This is a genomic window from bacterium, from assembly GCA_004299235.1.
Lineage (GTDB): Bacteria > Chloroflexota > Dormibacteria > Dormibacterales > Dormibacteraceae > SCQL01.
The window spans coordinates 248,183-263,479 of record SCQL01000028.1; the positions used below are offsets into that span (position 1 = coordinate 248,183).

General features: G+C 67.8%; 14 protein-coding genes. 2 read left to right on the plus strand and 12 right to left on the minus strand.

Translation table 11 applies throughout. The annotated features are described in order from the left end of the window. Positions 1-29: 29 nt before the first annotated feature. Positions 30-1,697, plus strand: coding sequence for a DUF2254 domain-containing protein (locus tag EPN29_09590; GenBank protein ID TAN32406.1), 1,668 nt, complete (start codon positions 30-32; stop codon positions 1,695-1,697). On the opposite strand, the gene EPN29_09595 is transcribed toward EPN29_09590, so the two are convergent. The 4 genes from EPN29_09595 to EPN29_09610 all read right to left on the minus strand — a co-directional run bounded on the left by EPN29_09595 (position 1,675) and on the right by EPN29_09610 (position 5,995). Next, on the minus strand, positions 1,675-2,061 hold the full coding sequence (locus EPN29_09595; protein TAN32407.1) for a globin: 387 nt from the start codon (positions 2,059-2,061) through the stop codon (positions 1,675-1,677). The genes EPN29_09590 and EPN29_09595 overlap by 23 nt on opposite strands. Before the next feature lie 30 nt (positions 2,062-2,091). After that, on the minus strand, positions 2,092-3,303 hold the full coding sequence (locus EPN29_09600) for an MFS transporter (protein ID TAN32408.1): 1,212 nt from the start codon (positions 3,301-3,303) through the stop codon (positions 2,092-2,094). A gap of 106 nt (positions 3,304-3,409) precedes the next feature. Further along, positions 3,410-5,149 carry a sodium:proton exchanger gene (locus EPN29_09605; GenBank protein ID TAN32409.1) on the minus strand — a complete coding sequence of 580 codons (1,740 nt, stop codon included), beginning with the start codon at positions 5,147-5,149 and terminating at the stop codon, positions 3,410-3,412. A 186-nt stretch (positions 5,150-5,335) separates the two neighbouring features. Further along, positions 5,336-5,995 (minus strand): hypothetical protein, encoded by a 660-nt coding sequence (locus EPN29_09610; protein ID TAN32410.1) that lies wholly within the window; start codon positions 5,993-5,995, stop codon positions 5,336-5,338. A 122-nt stretch (positions 5,996-6,117) separates the two neighbouring features. Between EPN29_09610 and EPN29_09615 the strand changes: the two genes are divergently transcribed. Then, positions 6,118-6,618 (plus strand): hypothetical protein, encoded by a 501-nt coding sequence (locus EPN29_09615; protein ID TAN32411.1) that lies wholly within the window; start codon positions 6,118-6,120, stop codon positions 6,616-6,618. 46 nt (positions 6,619-6,664) lie between these two features. On the opposite strand, the gene EPN29_09620 is transcribed toward EPN29_09615, so the two are convergent. The 8 genes from EPN29_09620 to EPN29_09655 form a co-directional block, all read right to left on the minus strand. Next, complete coding sequence (locus tag EPN29_09620; GenBank protein ID TAN32412.1) at positions 6,665-7,414, minus strand: hypothetical protein; 750 nt, start codon at positions 7,412-7,414, stop codon at positions 6,665-6,667. Continuing rightward, complete coding sequence (locus EPN29_09625; protein ID TAN32413.1) at positions 7,407-7,988, minus strand: sigma-70 family RNA polymerase sigma factor; 582 nt, start codon at positions 7,986-7,988, stop codon at positions 7,407-7,409. Before EPN29_09625 ends, EPN29_09620 begins: the two co-directional genes overlap by 8 nt. A gap of 660 nt (positions 7,989-8,648) precedes the next feature. Then, positions 8,649-9,560 (minus strand): proline dehydrogenase, encoded by a 912-nt coding sequence (locus EPN29_09630; GenBank protein TAN32414.1) that lies wholly within the window; start codon positions 9,558-9,560, stop codon positions 8,649-8,651. A 12-nt stretch (positions 9,561-9,572) separates the two neighbouring features. Continuing rightward, positions 9,573-10,613, minus strand: coding sequence for an ABC transporter ATP-binding protein (locus EPN29_09635; GenBank protein TAN32415.1), 1,041 nt, complete (start codon positions 10,611-10,613; stop codon positions 9,573-9,575). Next, positions 10,603-11,604: an ABC transporter ATP-binding protein gene (locus tag EPN29_09640; GenBank protein ID TAN32416.1), complete on the minus strand. Its 1,002-nt coding sequence runs from the start codon at positions 11,602-11,604 to the stop codon at positions 10,603-10,605. Before EPN29_09640 ends, EPN29_09635 begins: the two co-directional genes overlap by 11 nt. Continuing rightward, on the minus strand, positions 11,601-12,521 hold the full coding sequence (locus tag EPN29_09645; GenBank protein ID TAN32417.1) for an ABC transporter permease: 921 nt from the start codon (positions 12,519-12,521) through the stop codon (positions 11,601-11,603). Before EPN29_09645 ends, EPN29_09640 begins: the two co-directional genes overlap by 4 nt. A 3-nt stretch (positions 12,522-12,524) precedes the next feature. After that, positions 12,525-13,508, minus strand: coding sequence for an ABC transporter permease (locus EPN29_09650; GenBank protein TAN32418.1), 984 nt, complete (start codon positions 13,506-13,508; stop codon positions 12,525-12,527). A gap of 84 nt (positions 13,509-13,592) precedes the next feature. After that, a complete protein-coding gene (locus tag EPN29_09655) occupies positions 13,593-15,260 on the minus strand; it encodes an ABC transporter substrate-binding protein (protein ID TAN32419.1) in 1,668 nt (555 codons plus the stop codon). Between the last annotated feature and the right edge of the window lie 37 nt (positions 15,261-15,297).

Here is a 15,297-nt window from a genome sequence, read left to right on the forward strand (position 1 = left end):
GGTTTCGTTCGGTGGCTGACGGAGCGGGGATGCCGCGCTCGCGTCAGGCGGACCAGAGCCGCGCCCGCGGCTGGCTCAGGGCCGCTCTGCCCGGCCTTGCGCTCGTCGCCTTCGCCGTCATGCTCGTCGTCCTTTTCGGCTTCCTGGACGCCATCCATTACCACTCGATCAAGGACTTCTTCTACCCGGATCCCACGGCCGCGGCCGGAACGCTCGGACTGGTCGGCAGCGCCGAGGGTGTGACCCTCTCCATCGTCATCGTCTCGGTCGTCTTCGGCATCCAGACCACCTCCTCGCGGTATTCGCCGCGCATCATCGGCATCTTCATCCGCAACCCGCTGAACGCCCTGGTGCTCAGCTTCGCGCTGGCCTCGATCCTCTACACGTTCCTCGTTCGCTCAGAGGTCAAGGTCGACTACGTGCCCCTGTGGAGCGTCGCCGCCGCCGAGGTCTTCGCCCTCGTCAACTTCGCCATCCTGCTGCCCTACGTCGGCTACGTCTTCGAGGTGATGCGCGCCGAGACCCTGGTGAGCAGCATCATGAGGCGCGCCCGTCGCAAGCTGCGAGGTTCGGTCAACAGCCCGCACAGCCGCCGTCGCCGCACCGAGCTGATGACGTCCATCGCCCAGGTGACGGACATCGCCTTCGGCTCGATCCAGCTCGGTGACATGCCGGTCTGCGTGCTGAGCATCGAGGTGCTCGGCAAGTTCCTCGCCGAGGACTACCTCACCGTCAAGAAGGACTTTCCGGCGGACTGGTTCCAGGTGGGCCATGCGGAGCTGCCCGGATCGTCCGACCAGATCCTGGCCGAGGTGAACCGCGCCGGGACCTGGTTCGCCTACACGGTGATGTCCAGCTTCGTCGACATGGTCGGGCTGACACCCGTGCATCGCAAGGAGGCCGTGCACGCCATCGCCGTCGCCACCCGCAGCGCCGGCCTGGCCGCCATTCGGGCCGGCGATGCAGAAACGGCGGAGCTCTGCATGCGCTTCTTCAACACCTACCTGCGCGCGGCGATCAACCAGTCGGCGCCCCGGTTCGCCTCGACGATCATGAACGAGTACCGCAGGTTCGCCATCGGCGCGCTCGAAGCGCGCCCGGACCTGGCCGTCGAAGCCGCGGCCCATCTGCTCCGCTACGGCCGGCACTTCGACGAGGCTGGGATGCCGGCCACGTTCGGAGCCGCGGCCGAGGATGTCGCCGACCTGGCCATCGAGGCCAGGGCGCGCGACCCCGAGGTCTCTCATCGCCTGGCCCTCCTGCTCGTCAGGAATCTCCTGGAGCTGATCCCAAACGCGCGCCCGATCGGCCTCAACGGGCTGTTCAAGGGTGTCGCCAAGCTCACCTTCTGGGCCATGGCCGCCGAGCAAAAGGACATCGCGCGCATCCTGATCGAGGGCATCGCGGCCGCACCGCCCGACTTCGTCGACGCGGCGTTGGACCGCATGGAGTCGATGCGGAACGGGCTCTTCTGGGAGGTCAACGAGCGCGTGATCTCATTCGACTGGGTGGAGGAGCCGCTTCGCGTCGAGATCCCCCGGCTGCGTGCGGCGCTGCGCCGGGCCAAGGCTTCCGGGCACGGCCTGGCGATCGAGCTGGAGGCGGAGCCCGCGGTTCCCCAGGACCTGGTCAAGCCGGGGCCGCGCGGCGTCCCGACGCCCACCGCGGCGCCGGCTAGCGCCGAGCCGGCTGGTTGATCATCGCCGTCGAAGCCTTCTCGAAGTAGTCGACCAACGCCTTGCGCAACGCGGGCGCCAGGTCCATTGACTCGACCGCCGCCACCATGTGACCGAGCCAAGCATCACGCTCCGCACGGCCGATGATGAAGGGCTGGTGCCGCAGCCGCAGACGCGGATGGCCGCGACGCTCCTCGTAGGTGCGCGGCCCTCCCCAGAACTGAATCAGGAAAAGAGCCAGACGCTCGGTCGCCCCCGCGAGGTCCTCCTCGGGGTACATCGGCCGCAGCAGCGGATCGCTCGCGACGCGGGCGTAGAACCGCTCCACGAGCAGCCAGAAGGCCGGCTCGCCGCCCGCGAGCTCATAGAGGCTGCGGTTCAGCATGGTTGCCGCCAGGGAACGCTCACGTGCGGATCACCGGCTCGCGGGCCTGGCGGCCAGGCCGACCTGCCCCTCCTGTTGCACCGCGTGGCGCTCCATCTCCGCTTCGGTCGGCAGGAACCAGGCGATCGCGATGGTGGCAATGACCAGGATGACGTGCGTCATCAGCGACCTCTGCAGCCCGATCGCGTCGGCGATCGCGCCGTTGATCGGTACGCCGATCGCCCCGGTCACGAAACCCAGACCCATCACCAGTCCTGAGGCGAGTCCGGCGCGCGCCACCATGAGCTGCTGCGCCATCAGGAGCATCAGCGGCGCGGTGGATGCGGCCAGCACCCCGATGAGGATCGCACTCGCGAACGCCCACGGTCCCGGATACGCGGTGTAGAGGAGGATCGCGGGCACGCTCAGCACCAGGGTGACCAGGATCACGGTGCGACGGCCGTAGCGATCGGCGAGAGTGCCGCAGCCGACGGTGCCGATCGCGCTCGCCAGCACCAGCGTCGTCGCGAGTGGACCGTAGAACTCCGGGCCGTATCCGAGCTGCTTGTACCAGGTGGGGGTGAAGGCCTGGAAGACGAAGACGGTCCAGCTGCGCGACATCATCACGCCGATCACCATGGCCAGGGCGAAGACGGGCACCGCCCGCGCCGAGGCCGCCTCCAATTTCACCGTGTTGGCGGCGGCATGCACATGACCGCGCATGCGCCACAGGAGATAGCCGCCGGTGGCGATGCCGGGGATGACCAGCAGGCCCGTGCCGCGCATGCCGAGGGCGCCAAAGGCGAGGATGCCGATCAGCGGGCCGACGGCCACACCAACCGTCCCGGCCGTGACGTACACGGACATGCCGAAGCTGCGCCGCCAAGCCGGCAGGAGGTCGCGGACGTCGAGCGCGCCGAGCGGGTGAAAGGCGCCGGACCCCAGACCCGAGGCCATCGCCAGAGCGACCAGAAGAGGGAAGCTCGTGACGAATCCGACGGTCGCGAATGTGAGCGCGGTCCAGATCAGCGCGAGCCCGGTCAGGCGAGTCCCGAAGCGATCGGCAAGCACGCCGAAAAGCGGCTGGGAGATCGCGGCCATCCCGCTGTAGGCGAGGCTGACCAGCCCGACGGTCGCGAGGCTCAGATTGAACCTCCCGATCAGCACCGGGTAGAGCACGGGGATGACGCCCACGTAGGTGTCCACCGTCAGGTGGCCGAGCATCAATGTCAGCAGCCTGCCGTGACGCAGAAAGTCCCTCACCGCGCGCCCCCCATCTCCCTGCTAAGGGTAGTGGCGCGCCCGGCGAGGCTTCGACTGTTCGGGAGCGGAGGCGAAGGCGAAGGGCCGGCGTGTCTGCGTACCGCCGTCAGGCGAGGACCTCGCGCCTGGCCGACAGGCGCTCGATCTCCTCGGCACGGTCGCGGTCGAAGCCTTCGTCCAGGCCGAGCCTCAGGAGGCGCGCGATCTGGAGCGCGGAATGCAGCCGCGGGACGTAAACGAAATCCGCACCAGCCTCGTAGAACTGCAGGGCCTGCGGTATGTGCTCGGTCGTGAGCATGACCCGCGCCTTCGGACAGTTGGCGCGAATGTTGCGCAGCAACCTCAAGTTGCTGGTGCCGCGGAGGATGTCGTCGGTGATGCTCGAGACGACCAGCCGCGCCTCTTCGATGCCGGCGTGGCGCAGGGTGTCGGCGTGGGCCACATCGCCATAGATGCAGCTGATTCCACGCTGGCGAAGCTCACGCATCACCTTCGGATTGAAGTCGACGACCAGGACCTTGCTGAGGAATTCAGCGGCCGCGCCCGGCTCGCCGTCGTGCTCGAACTCGTGCAGGATCGAGCTTGCATCGCGGAAGAAGCCGAGGAATACGACCGTCTCGTGCCGTGCCTCGCTCTTTTCGGGGGCGGTGGCGGCCGCGTCGAGGTCCTTGACGCGCAGCAGCTTCAACAAGCGGCTCACCGTCCTCTGCACGGTGTGGCTCGCATTGATCATGTAGGTCGAGGCGACGGAGGTGATGGCGAACGTGATGATCACGATGGTCACCACATCGGGGCCGATCTGGTGCCGGGCGAGGCCCAGCGATGCGATCACGATCGAGAACTCACTGACCTGGGCGAGGTTGATCGCCGGGAGCAGGCTCGTCCTGTGACCGAGGCGCAGGGCGTAGAGGATGGGGACGACCGCAAGGCGGCTGACGATCACGAAGCCGGAGGCGGCCAGGGCGATGGCCACGACCTCCAGGCTCGGCACCGTGATCTGCATGCCCAGCGCGACGAAGAACAGCGTGACGAAGAAGTCCCTGATGCTGACGGCCTTGGCCATGACATCGAGGTTGTAGGGGAACGTCGAGAGGCTGATGCCGGCGATCAGAGCGCCCATCTCACGCGACAGGCCGATGAAGCTCGCGACGCCGGCGAGGAAGAAGCACCACGCCAGGGCGCTGACGAGCACCAGCTCCGGCGCTTTCGCGACCGCGCGGAAGAGGTGCGGCAGCACGTATTTCGAGAGGGCCAATCCCCCGACGACGAGCAGGGCGCCTTTCCACAACGAGAACGCCAGCGGCAGCAGGTTGGGGTTCTCGATGTTCGGCTGCACGGCGATCATGGCGACCGCCCACAGGTCCTGGATGACGAGGACCCCCAGGGTGATCCGGCCGGGCAGCGTGTCCAGCTCGAACTTGTCGTACAGCAGCTTGACCACGACCAGCGTGCTGGACAGGCTCATGCACGCCGCCAGGTACAGCAGGGCATAGTTCCCCTGCGTGACGCGCTCGCCGAGAACGGCGAAGAAACCCAGCCCCAGCGCGATGCAGATCGGGACCTGCAGGGCGCCCGTCAGCAGGACGGCCGGACCGGCGGAGGCGAGCTTCTTGAGGTCGATCTCCAGGCCGATGATGAAGAGCAGCAAGATCAGTCCGATCTCGGCCACGGTGGCGATGCTGGCCTGGTTGGTGACGAAGTTCAGGCCGACCGGGCCGATGACCACTCCCGTCAGGAGATAGGCGAGGATCAGCGGCTGGCGCAGCCGCCAGCCGACGAGGGCCAGCAGCGCGGCAGCGCCGACGCAGATCCCGATGCTCGACAGCAGGTCGGTCGGCGCTGTCAACGTCTTGGCGAGGCCGCGCCGGACTGGGTCAACCCGTGGGCGACGGCTCGGCCGATTCCGCCGCCGCCGACGACAACCGCCACCCTTCGCGTAAAGGCGCCGCACGGGGGTTGCTCGATAGCGGCGCTCATGGTGGACACCGGCCGCATTCTATTCATCGGGACCGCCGGCTGAGGCGGCGAGGGTTCAGCTGCCGGGGGCTGCGATGGACGGCCGCCCGCCGGATGTGACCTCGAGGTCCGCCCACATCCCGCTCGCTTCACTGCCGCCGACCAGCGACGCGATGCGGTAGCTGCCCCTGGAGGGCTCGAACACGAAGCTCGCCGACTGTCCGGGATCAAGGCCCCGCGTGGGATCGGGCGTCGACCAGGACGGCTGGAGCGGTTTGAGGTCGTGCTCGCCGGCGACGACCGCGCAGGAGTTGGGAACGGTGCCGCGATTCTCGCACTGGACGGTGAGCTGCCAGCCGGCCGGGATGGTGATCACCAGGCCGCCATAGCTGTAGCCGTTGTAGTTGAACTGCGAGTCGGTGGCCGGGTGGCCCGCGATCAGCGTGACGATGGCCGTGCGCGCCGCCGGGTCGGACTGAAAGTACTTGGCCGGGTCGGGCGGGGTGCCCGGACCGGTTCCCAACACCGGGTCGCAGGCGGCGATGCCTAGGAGGATGGCTCCGAGCGCCACGATGCATGCCGCGCGGCGCCGGATATGATCCCGGGAGATGCCACCTGGCGGCGACCCGACGTCCGAACGGCGCCCACCTCGGTTGGTGACCTGGTGGGAAAGCCTGGAGACGTGGCTGCAGCTCTCAATCTCGTTCCCGGTCTTTGCCGTGCTCACATTCCTCATCAACGTCGGACCCTTCAACCAACCGATTCTCCGCTCGATCCTCTACGGGCTCTTCGAGGGAGCCGTGCTCAGCGGATTGATGGCGGTCGCCACGGCGACCGAGCGCGCCCGCCGTAAGTAGATTGCGCTCGATCCGAGTCTGGCTGCAGGCCCCGATCGCGCTCGTCCCGGCGGTGGTGGCGCTGGGCGCGAGCTGCGCCTTCGGGACGCCGGCGACTTTCAGCCTGAGCAATGTCTCGGTTGACTCCACCTACGCCTGCCCGCCCGGGGCGAACAACGCCGCCTACGACCTTCACGCCACGATCGATGCCCACAACGGAACGTCCAACCTGGTGACGATCGAGTCGGTGGGCGCGGTCATGATCCTGGCCGCGGTCAAGGGCGCATGGCTAGAGCACGTCGGAGACAGGTACGACGCCGGCCGTGTCGCGTTCACGCCGAGCACGGTCGGCGCCGGCACGGACGGCCAACTGAAAGTGACGGTGCCGAGCGCGTGCACCAACCAGGCGCGGGCCACGCGGGCGTCCGATTACGGCGAATACTCCGTCGAGTTCACCGTGACGACGTCCGCCGGCAAGTTCATGGTCCAGAGCCGGAACCGCCACCGCATCGCCGCCGCCTGAGCCCCAGCCGTCATCGAGGCGGGTCCTGCAGCCAGGCCTGTCGATTTCAGGCCAGGTTTCCGTACAGCTGAGGTTGCTGCGTCGGCGCCGTCGAGCCGTCCGGACCCGCCTCGCTGGTGATCGCCATCTCCGTGTAGCCCGCGAGCGCGCGATTGACCACGACCACCTTCGCGCCATTGGCGTCAGGCACGAACACGGCCGCGGCCTCCGCTCGTCCGCCCGCCGCGATCAGCCACACCTCATAGACGCGGCCGGCGGGCAGCGCGGGCAGGCCGCTGAAATCGACCAGCGCGATCCCGTCGCTCTTCAGGTCGATGACCGTGGCCCTGGCGCCCGCCAGCCCCTGGTGTCCGACCAGGGTGAAGCGCGCCACCTGGTTGGCGGCCGGCGGGGGCGAGCCGCGGCCGGCCAGCTCGCCCCCGACCAGGCCGGCCAGGAGCGCGATCAGAACCGCGGCCGCGGCCGCATACGCCGGCACCCGATCGCGGATGCGCATCTCCAACGGCCGCGACGGCCGCGACACCGGCCGGACCTTGCTCCACGTTCGGCTCGGTGCGGTGGTCGCCCCACGCGAAGCCGCCGCGGCGGCCAGCACCCGCTCGCGCAGGCGGTCCGGCGGAGCGACCTCCTCGACGACCAGCGGCAGAGCGCCCACCGTCCGCCGCAGGCGGCCGGCGGTCTCGCGGCAGCTCGAGCACCCCTCGAGGTGAATCCGCACGTCCTCGGCGTCCGGCTGTTCGAGGGCGCCGAGCACCCACGCCGCGACCGAGCTTTCGAGCGCTTCGTGTTCAGACATCGACCAGGCCCCTACCCTTCAGGTACGAGCTCAGCTTCTCGAGCCCCAGTCGCATGCGGCCCTTGACCGTGCCGAGCGGCACCCGCGTCATCTCCGCGATCTCGCGCTGGGAGTAACCGCCGAAGTACGCCAGCTCGACCGCCTGCCGCTGCTCGGACGGAAGGTTGGCGAGCGCCTCACGAACGGCGCTGCGCTCGAGCGCCAGGGAAACCTCACGCCATGGGTCCGAGCGCGCACCCGCGGCGGCCATGGCCGGCTGCAGCTCCAGCTCCCGGCGCTCGTGCGCGCCGCGCCCGCGCAGGTAGTCGATCGAGCGGTTTCGCACCGCGGTGAGCAGCCATGCGCGCAGGGAGCCACGTTGAGGGTCGAAGCTCCCGGCACCGTTCCAGACGTTCAAGAACGCCTCTTGCACCGCATCCTCGGCCCGGCCCGGGTCGCCAAGGATCCGCATCGCGATCCCATAGGCGAGGCGCGAATACCGGTCGTACAGGGCCGCCAGCGCGTCCTGGCTCCCCGCCGCCAGTGCGGTGATGAGCTCGTGGTCAGCCACTCCATCGGCGGGCCCGGTTCCCATCTACCCGGTGCGTCGAGGGGGCGCCGCCATGCGATCACCCGCCCTGGAGGACATGGGAAGCACCCTGCGGGTCTAAAAGCTCCTCCTCGCCCTGCTCGTCGTCGAAGAGGTACATCGCCAGCGCGTCGACCTCCTCCTGCGTCTTCACACCCTTGCCGACGGGGACCCACGCGCGCTCGAGCACCCAGCGATCGACCCGTTGGGCTTTCTCGTTGCCGGTGAGCCACTCCTTGGCCGAGTTGTAGTAAAAAGCGTAATGACGGCGTTCGTCTTTGATGATCCGGCCAGCAGGTCCTTCAACACCGGGTGGCCGGACTTGCGGGTCAGGGCTGCATACCGGGTGTCCAGCTTCCTGGACTCCTCCTTGTAGAACTGGAGGCTGAAGCTCATCTCTCCCTCCTTCTTCCCGCCGCGGTTGCGGTCTTCAGCTCATACGGAAGGCCCGGCGCACCGGATCATTCTGCCCCCCGATCCCGGCAGGTTCACAGCCTCCTCACGCGCCCCGCTGAGGCTTGGGCGGCAGCGTCGTGGCCACGCTCGAGACGGGCGAATCCAATCGCGGAGGAGACGAGATGAACGGTGCACGGAGGCCGGAAGCGGCCGGGCTCGATGTTGGTGAGAGGGGTCGCCGGCGCCTGCCGCGCTGCCCCCGCCGCGGGCTCATCCGAAAAGCTGCCTCGCCACGAACAGCACGTTCGCGGGTCGCTCCGCGAGCCTGCGCAGGTACCACGCATACCAGGTCTCGCCGTACGCGATGAGGTCTTTGACCGTGTAGCCCTCAGAACCCAGCCGCAAGAGCTCGCTGGTGCGGATGCCATAGAGCATGTTGACCTCGATCTGGGCGCGCTCGAGGCCGAGGGCGTCGCCGAACCGCGTCACTCGGCCGACCAGCTCCACGTCGTGCGTGCCGAGCACGAGTCGCAACCGGTCGTGCTTGACCTCCGGCAGCATGAGCGAGCAGAGGGCCAGGTAGTTGGCGTCGACGTCGCGCTTGGCCGCAAACGCCCGGTCGGGCGGCTCGGCATATGCCCCCTTGACGAGCCTGATCGCCGGCTTCAGCGGTAGCAGCCTCGCCACGTCCGCCGCGGTGCGGTACAGGTAGGCCTGCAGGCAGATGCCGGTTCGGGGATGGTCGCGGCGCAGGCGGGCGTAGAGATCGACGGTCGGGCCGGTGTAGGCGCTCCCCTCCATGTCGATCCACAGGAAGCTCTTCGCCCTCTCGGCCGCTCTCGCCAACCGCTGCAGGTTGGCGAGGGCCGCGGCGGCGTCGATGTCCAGGCCCAGCTGGGTCGGCTTGACGGAGATCTCGGCCGCGACGCCGGCGGAGGCGGCGAGGACGGTCTCGTAGTGCTCGACCACCGCCGCCGCCTCCTCCAGGCCGCGCACGTTCTCACCCAGACGGGTGAAGAGCGAGCCGATCCCCAGGGCCTTGAACTCGATCGCCGCCCGCAACGCGCTGTCGAAACCCTCACCGGGCATGAAGCGCCTGACCGCTCGGCGCGCGAATCCCCAGCGAGGGACGTGCGACGACAGCCATGGGTTCTGGGCGCACCACAAGAGAAAGCGCCTCATCGACCGGGACGGCTACTCGCCGGCTGCTTTGATGCGGACCGGTCGCTCACCTGCCGCCACCATCCCGTGAAGGTCGGCGGCGGCAACGTGACAGGCGGCGGTGTGCTCCGGGCGCAGCAGCCGCAGTTGTGGCGTGACGAGACGGCACTCTTCGATGGCGTAGGGGCAACGCGATCGGAAACGGCATCCTTCACCTGGGTCCACCACGCGCGGTGGCTCCGCGACGTCCGACGACGCCGGCAATGATATGGGGGCGCGCGGATCGGGGACCGCCGAGAGCAGCAGCTGCGTGTAGGGATGCTTGGGGTGGGCGAGCACGTCCTCGACCGGGCCGCTCTCGGCGATCTGGCCCGCGTACATGACGATGAGGCGATCGGCCACGTACCTCGCGCTGGCGATGTCGTGGGTGATGTAGAGGAACGAGATGCCCTCCGTCCGCCGGAGCGAGGACATCAGGTTGAGCACCCCGATGCGCACGGAAACGTCGAGCATCGAGACGGGCTCGTCGGCGAGGATCAGCTCGGGACGGCAGGCCAACGCCTGCGCGAAGCCGACCCGCTGGCGCTGCCCGCCGCTCAGCTCGTAGGGGTACTTGCTCAGGAACTCCGAGCCGGGCGCGAGACCGACCGATTCGAACAGGCGCGCGGCCACCTCCTCTCGAGCGGCCTTCCCCAGGTCAGGACGGTGCAGCAGCAGAGCACGCATCAGCCCGTGCGACACGCGGTACACGGGACTCAGTGACCCGTACGGGTCCTGAAACACCATCGGGACGCGCCCGCGGTAGGCGAGGACCTCCGAGCGCGAGCGCAGCTCGCTCAGGCGGCGGCCGTGGAAGTAGACGTCGCCTCGCGTCGGCCTGTAGACGCGAGCCAGGAGCCGGGCGACCGTGCTCTTGCCGCTGCCGCTCTCGCCCACGAGGGCGACGATCTCGTTGGCGCCGACGGTCAGGTTGATGTCATCGACACCATGGAGGAACCGGCGCGAGAACATCCCACCCAGCCGGAAGTGCTTGGTGAGGCCGGCCGTCTCCAGGAGCGGTGTGTCAGGGGTCATCGGCGTACAGGTGGCAGCGGACAAGGTCGTGCTCACGGACGTAGAAGGGCGGCTCGTCGGAGAGGCATCGGGGCATCACCGATGGGCATCGCGTGTGGAAGCGGCAACCTGAAGGCGGATGTGAGAGCTCCGGCGGGCTGCCGGCGATGCCCACCAGCCGCTGCTTCGGCCCGCTGATCGAGGGAAAGGATTGCATCAGGCCTTGCGTGTACGGATGCTTCGGGTCGGCGAAAACGGCCCGAGTGTCCCCGATCTCGACGACCTGGCCGGCGTACATGACGGCGAGCCGATCGGAGAAATGGCTCACCAGCGACATGTCGTGGGTGACGAACACCGCCGCAAACCCGATCCGTCGCTGCAGGTCTTTGATCTGCAGCATCAGCGATCGCTGCGCGACGACGTCGAGCGCCGAGGTCGGCTCGTCCATGATCACGAGCTCGGGCGTGAAGACCAGGGCCATCGCGATCATGGCTCTCTGGCGCATGCCGCCGCTGAGCTGGTGCGGATAGCTGCCCAGGTGCATGGGATCGATCCCCACGAGCCGCATCACCTGCTCAGATCGCTCGCTGATCGTCTTCGCGGGCAACCGTTCGTGCGCTTCGATGGCGTCCCGCAGCTGCGCCCCGATCGTCATCACGGGGTTGAGGGCGTTCATCGCGCTCTGCATCACGACGGAGTAGTCGCGCCAGCGGAGGTGTCGCAGCTCGGATTCACTGAGCGAGACCATGTCCCGGCCGGCAAACCGGACGGTTCCCGCGGTGATCATCGCCGGCGGGCTCAACAGGCGCGCGATGGCGAACAGCAGGGTTGATTTGCCGCATCCCGACTCACCGACGATGCCCAGGAACTCGCCCCGATCGAGGTCGAGGGACACGCTGTCCACGGCGCGAACCGGGCCCTTGTCACTGAGGTAGTCGACGCTCAGGTCCCGGACCTCGAGCACGGTGGTGGACGGGGCGCCTCGCGCTCGCCCGGCTGCCGTCGCGATCATCGCCTCCTCCTGACCGGCCGCAGCGCTGGGTTGCTGATCTCGTCAAACGCGTAGTTGAGGAGCGCGAACGCCGCCCCGAGGCAGGCGATGCAGACGCCCGGCGCCAGCACCCACAGCGGAGAGCCCGCCAGGAGCGCGCCGTTGTTCTCCGCCCAGTGCAGCATGGTGCCCCAGCTGAGGTCGTAGGTGTCGCCGAGGCCGATGAACTGGAGCCCGGCGGCCGCCAGCACCGCGTAGAGGGCGGCGCCCAGGAAGATCGCGACGATCAGCGAAGTCATCGTCGGCAGGACTTCGAAGACGATGATGTAGAGACTGCGCTCACCTCGGACCCGCGCCGCCTCCAGGAATTCGCGATTGCGTAGAGACAACGCCTGCGACCTCAGCTGCCGCGCGCCGTACGACCAGCCGGTGACGACGATCACCGCGATCAGCACCGCCACCCCGCCGCTTTTCGCATAGGCGGCGACCACGATCATCAAGGGCAGCGTCGGGATGACCAGGAAGACGTCGGTGAACAGGTTCAGCGCGTGGTCCCACAGCCCGCCCAGGTAAGCGGCCGACACACCGACGAGGACTGAGATCAAAGTCGCCATGACGCCCGCGGCGACGGCAAGGAAGAGCGACTGCCTGGTTCCCCAGACGAGCTGCGAGAAGATGTCCTCACCGTTACCCGTGGTGCCGAGCAGGTGCTCGCGCGAGGGACCGAGTATCTGCCCGAAAGCAAGGGAGTGCGGGTCATATGGGGCGATGGAGCCGGCGAAGATCGCCACCAGCGCGAAGCCCGCGAGCAGGATCGCGCCGGTCATCGCCTTGCGGTTCGACAGCAGCGCGCGGGCCAGGCCGGCCAGAACCCGGGAGCGGCTCGGGCCGATCGGCGATCGGGCCGGGGTCTGGCCGGCGATCATGCGGACGCTCATCGGCTACGCCGCCTCGCGGGTCCGCGGGTCGAGCCAGGCGGTCAGCATGTCAGCGGCGAGCACGGCCACGAGCACGGCCACGGTGATGAGCAGGAACAGGGCCTGCATCAGCGCGAAGTCCTCGTTGTTGACCGCCTGGAGGAGCATGAAGCCCAGGCCGGGATAGTTGAAGACGATCTCGACCAGGATGGCGCCGCTGATGACGAAGCCCAGCGACATGGCGAAGCCTGTCAGGTTGGGCAGGATGGCGTTCCGCCCGGCGTACATCAGCATGATGCGAATCGGCGACAGCCCCTTCGCCCGCGCCATCTTCACGTAGTCCTCGGCGAGCGTCGTGATCATCGTGTTGCGCATGGTCAGGATCCAACCCCCGATGGAGGTGACCACGATCGTCAGCGCGGGCAGGAAGGCGTGCCAGATGACGTCGCCGGCGAATGCCCACGACAGGTTGATCGACGAGTCCACCTGGTAGCCGAAGCCCAGGGGGAACCACGGCCACGTGATGGAGAAGAGCAGCAGGCAGAGCATGCCGATCCAGAAATAGGGAAAGGCGGAGATGACGATGAAAACCGGCGGGAGGATGGCGTCGAGAAAACCGCCCCGCCGCCAGGCGCTGAGCATGCCGACGAGGGTCCCGAGGACGAAAGCGATGACCGTCGCCGTGCCGACCAGGCCGACGGTCCAGGGCAGGCCCAGCATGATCACCTTGCCCACCGACGACGGGAAGAACGTGAGCGAGGTGCCGAAGTTGCCCTGGAGCGTGTTGCCGAGGTACTGCAGGTACTGCTGCAAAGCGTTCTGATCGGTGTGGATGCCGAATGCGATCTCCATGGTCTTGACCGCCTGAGGGTTCGCACGGCCGTGGAATCGGACCAGCATCGCCTCGGCTGGGTTGCCGGGCATGAATCGCGGGAGGAGGAAGTTGATCGTGAGCGCGGCCCACAGCGTGATGACGAAAAACTCGAGCCGCCGCACGAGGTAGCTCATGCTCGGACCCAGCCTACCGGCTGGGCAAGGACGGCGGACCTCCGGCGCGCGCCGAACGTCTCGCCGCCCTTGCCATGGCTCTGCCTAGCTCGTCTTGTAGAGATGGAGGAGGACGACCTCCCAGTCAGGTAGGTTCCACGGCGCCGGAGCCGCGTACTGGTCCGACGGGGTGGGCCACCCCGCGAAACCCTTGGTCGTCCATTCGTACCAGGCCACGCCCTCGGTGACCGGGATGACCGGCACGTCTTCGAGCATGATCCCTTCGACCTGGTTCATCAGCTTGTGCTGCTGCGCCGGATCGGTGGTCGCCCCGAACTGGTCGAGGAGCGAGTCGAGGGCGGGATTCTTGTACCGCCCGTAGTCACCCGCCGCGGTCTGGCCGATGTCCGCCGTGGTCGCGCTGTGCAATGTGTTGCGGAGCTCGTAGTAGGGCGACGGCCCCGGCGGGGTCGCCAGCGAACCGTAAGCGAGCTGGAAATTGCCGTTGAACAGGTTGTTGAAGTAATCGTTGCTGGACTGATCCACGACCTTGAGGTCAATCCCCACCTGCTTGAAGTTGGACTTGACCACCTCCAGCGACGCATCCCAGTCGGTGTAGCCGGCGATGCTGATGACCGTGAAGGACAGCGCCTTCCCCGAGCTGTCGGCGAAGATCCCGGAGCTGTTCTTGGCGTAGCCCGCCCCCTGGAGGAGGGACGCCGCCTTGGTGGGATCGAACTTGTAGCTGTATTTCGAGAGCTGGCCGCTGTCGAGCCAGCTGGTGAAGGTCGGGGTCAGAACCCCGGTCTGGTTGCCGGCCGGCTCGTACCCGTACTCGCCCTTCTGCGAAACGCTGCCCCGGTCGATGCTGAAGGCCAGCGCCTGCCGGACCGCCTTGTTGTTCAGCGGCGGCGCCGTCTGGTTCAGCCACAGATCGATGTTGTCGATGGGCGGGAACCAGTAGTGGTTGTGCGCCTTGTCCTTGGCGACGTAGTAGGTGTCGATGTTGGGGATGAACTGGCCGCCCCACTGCGCCTGGCCGGCGGCCAGGAACTGGTTCGCGGGATCGTTGTCGGTGAACGCGGGGTAGTTGACCGTCTGGAGGTACGGCAGCCCTTTCTGCCAGTAGGTGGGGTTGCGGCTGTAGCTGATGTTCTGCGGCGTGCACTGGCCGACCGTGAACGGGCCGGTGCCGATCGGGCTGGGATCGTTCTCTCCGACGGGGTCCTTGATGGTCGACCAGATGTGCTGCGGCACGATGGGGACCTGGTCGGCGATCTGGTAGAGGTACGGCACCGCGGACTGGGCGAAGGTCATGAGGACCTTGTCGGACCCCTCCTGCGTCACGCTCGAGAGCACCGACCACACCGACTGCAGGTCGAGGGCGGAGTTCTGCTTGATGAGGTTGAAGGTGTAGACGACGTCGGCCGCGGAGAACGGCTGGCCGTCACTCCACTGGACGCCAGACCGGATCGTGAACGTCAGCGACTTGCTGTCCGAGCTCCACTGGTAGGCGCTGGCGAGCATGGGTGTCTTCTTGTCGCTGAGCAGGTTGTCGTAGACGAGCGGCTCGTAGACGATGCCGAAGCTGAGTCCGTTAACCGAAGCGTTGAACGGGTTGAAGCCGCAGGCCCAGAGCCCACCGCTTTCGTTGTCGATCGTGAGCACGCCGCCGGTCGCCGGCTTGACGCCGCCTGAGCTCCCGGAGCCGCCGCACGCGGCGACGATCAGGCACGCCAGCAACCCAAAGACCAGATACCGATGCTTTGTCATCCCCGATACCTCCTCAGGCTCGTGTTGCCCGTGACGC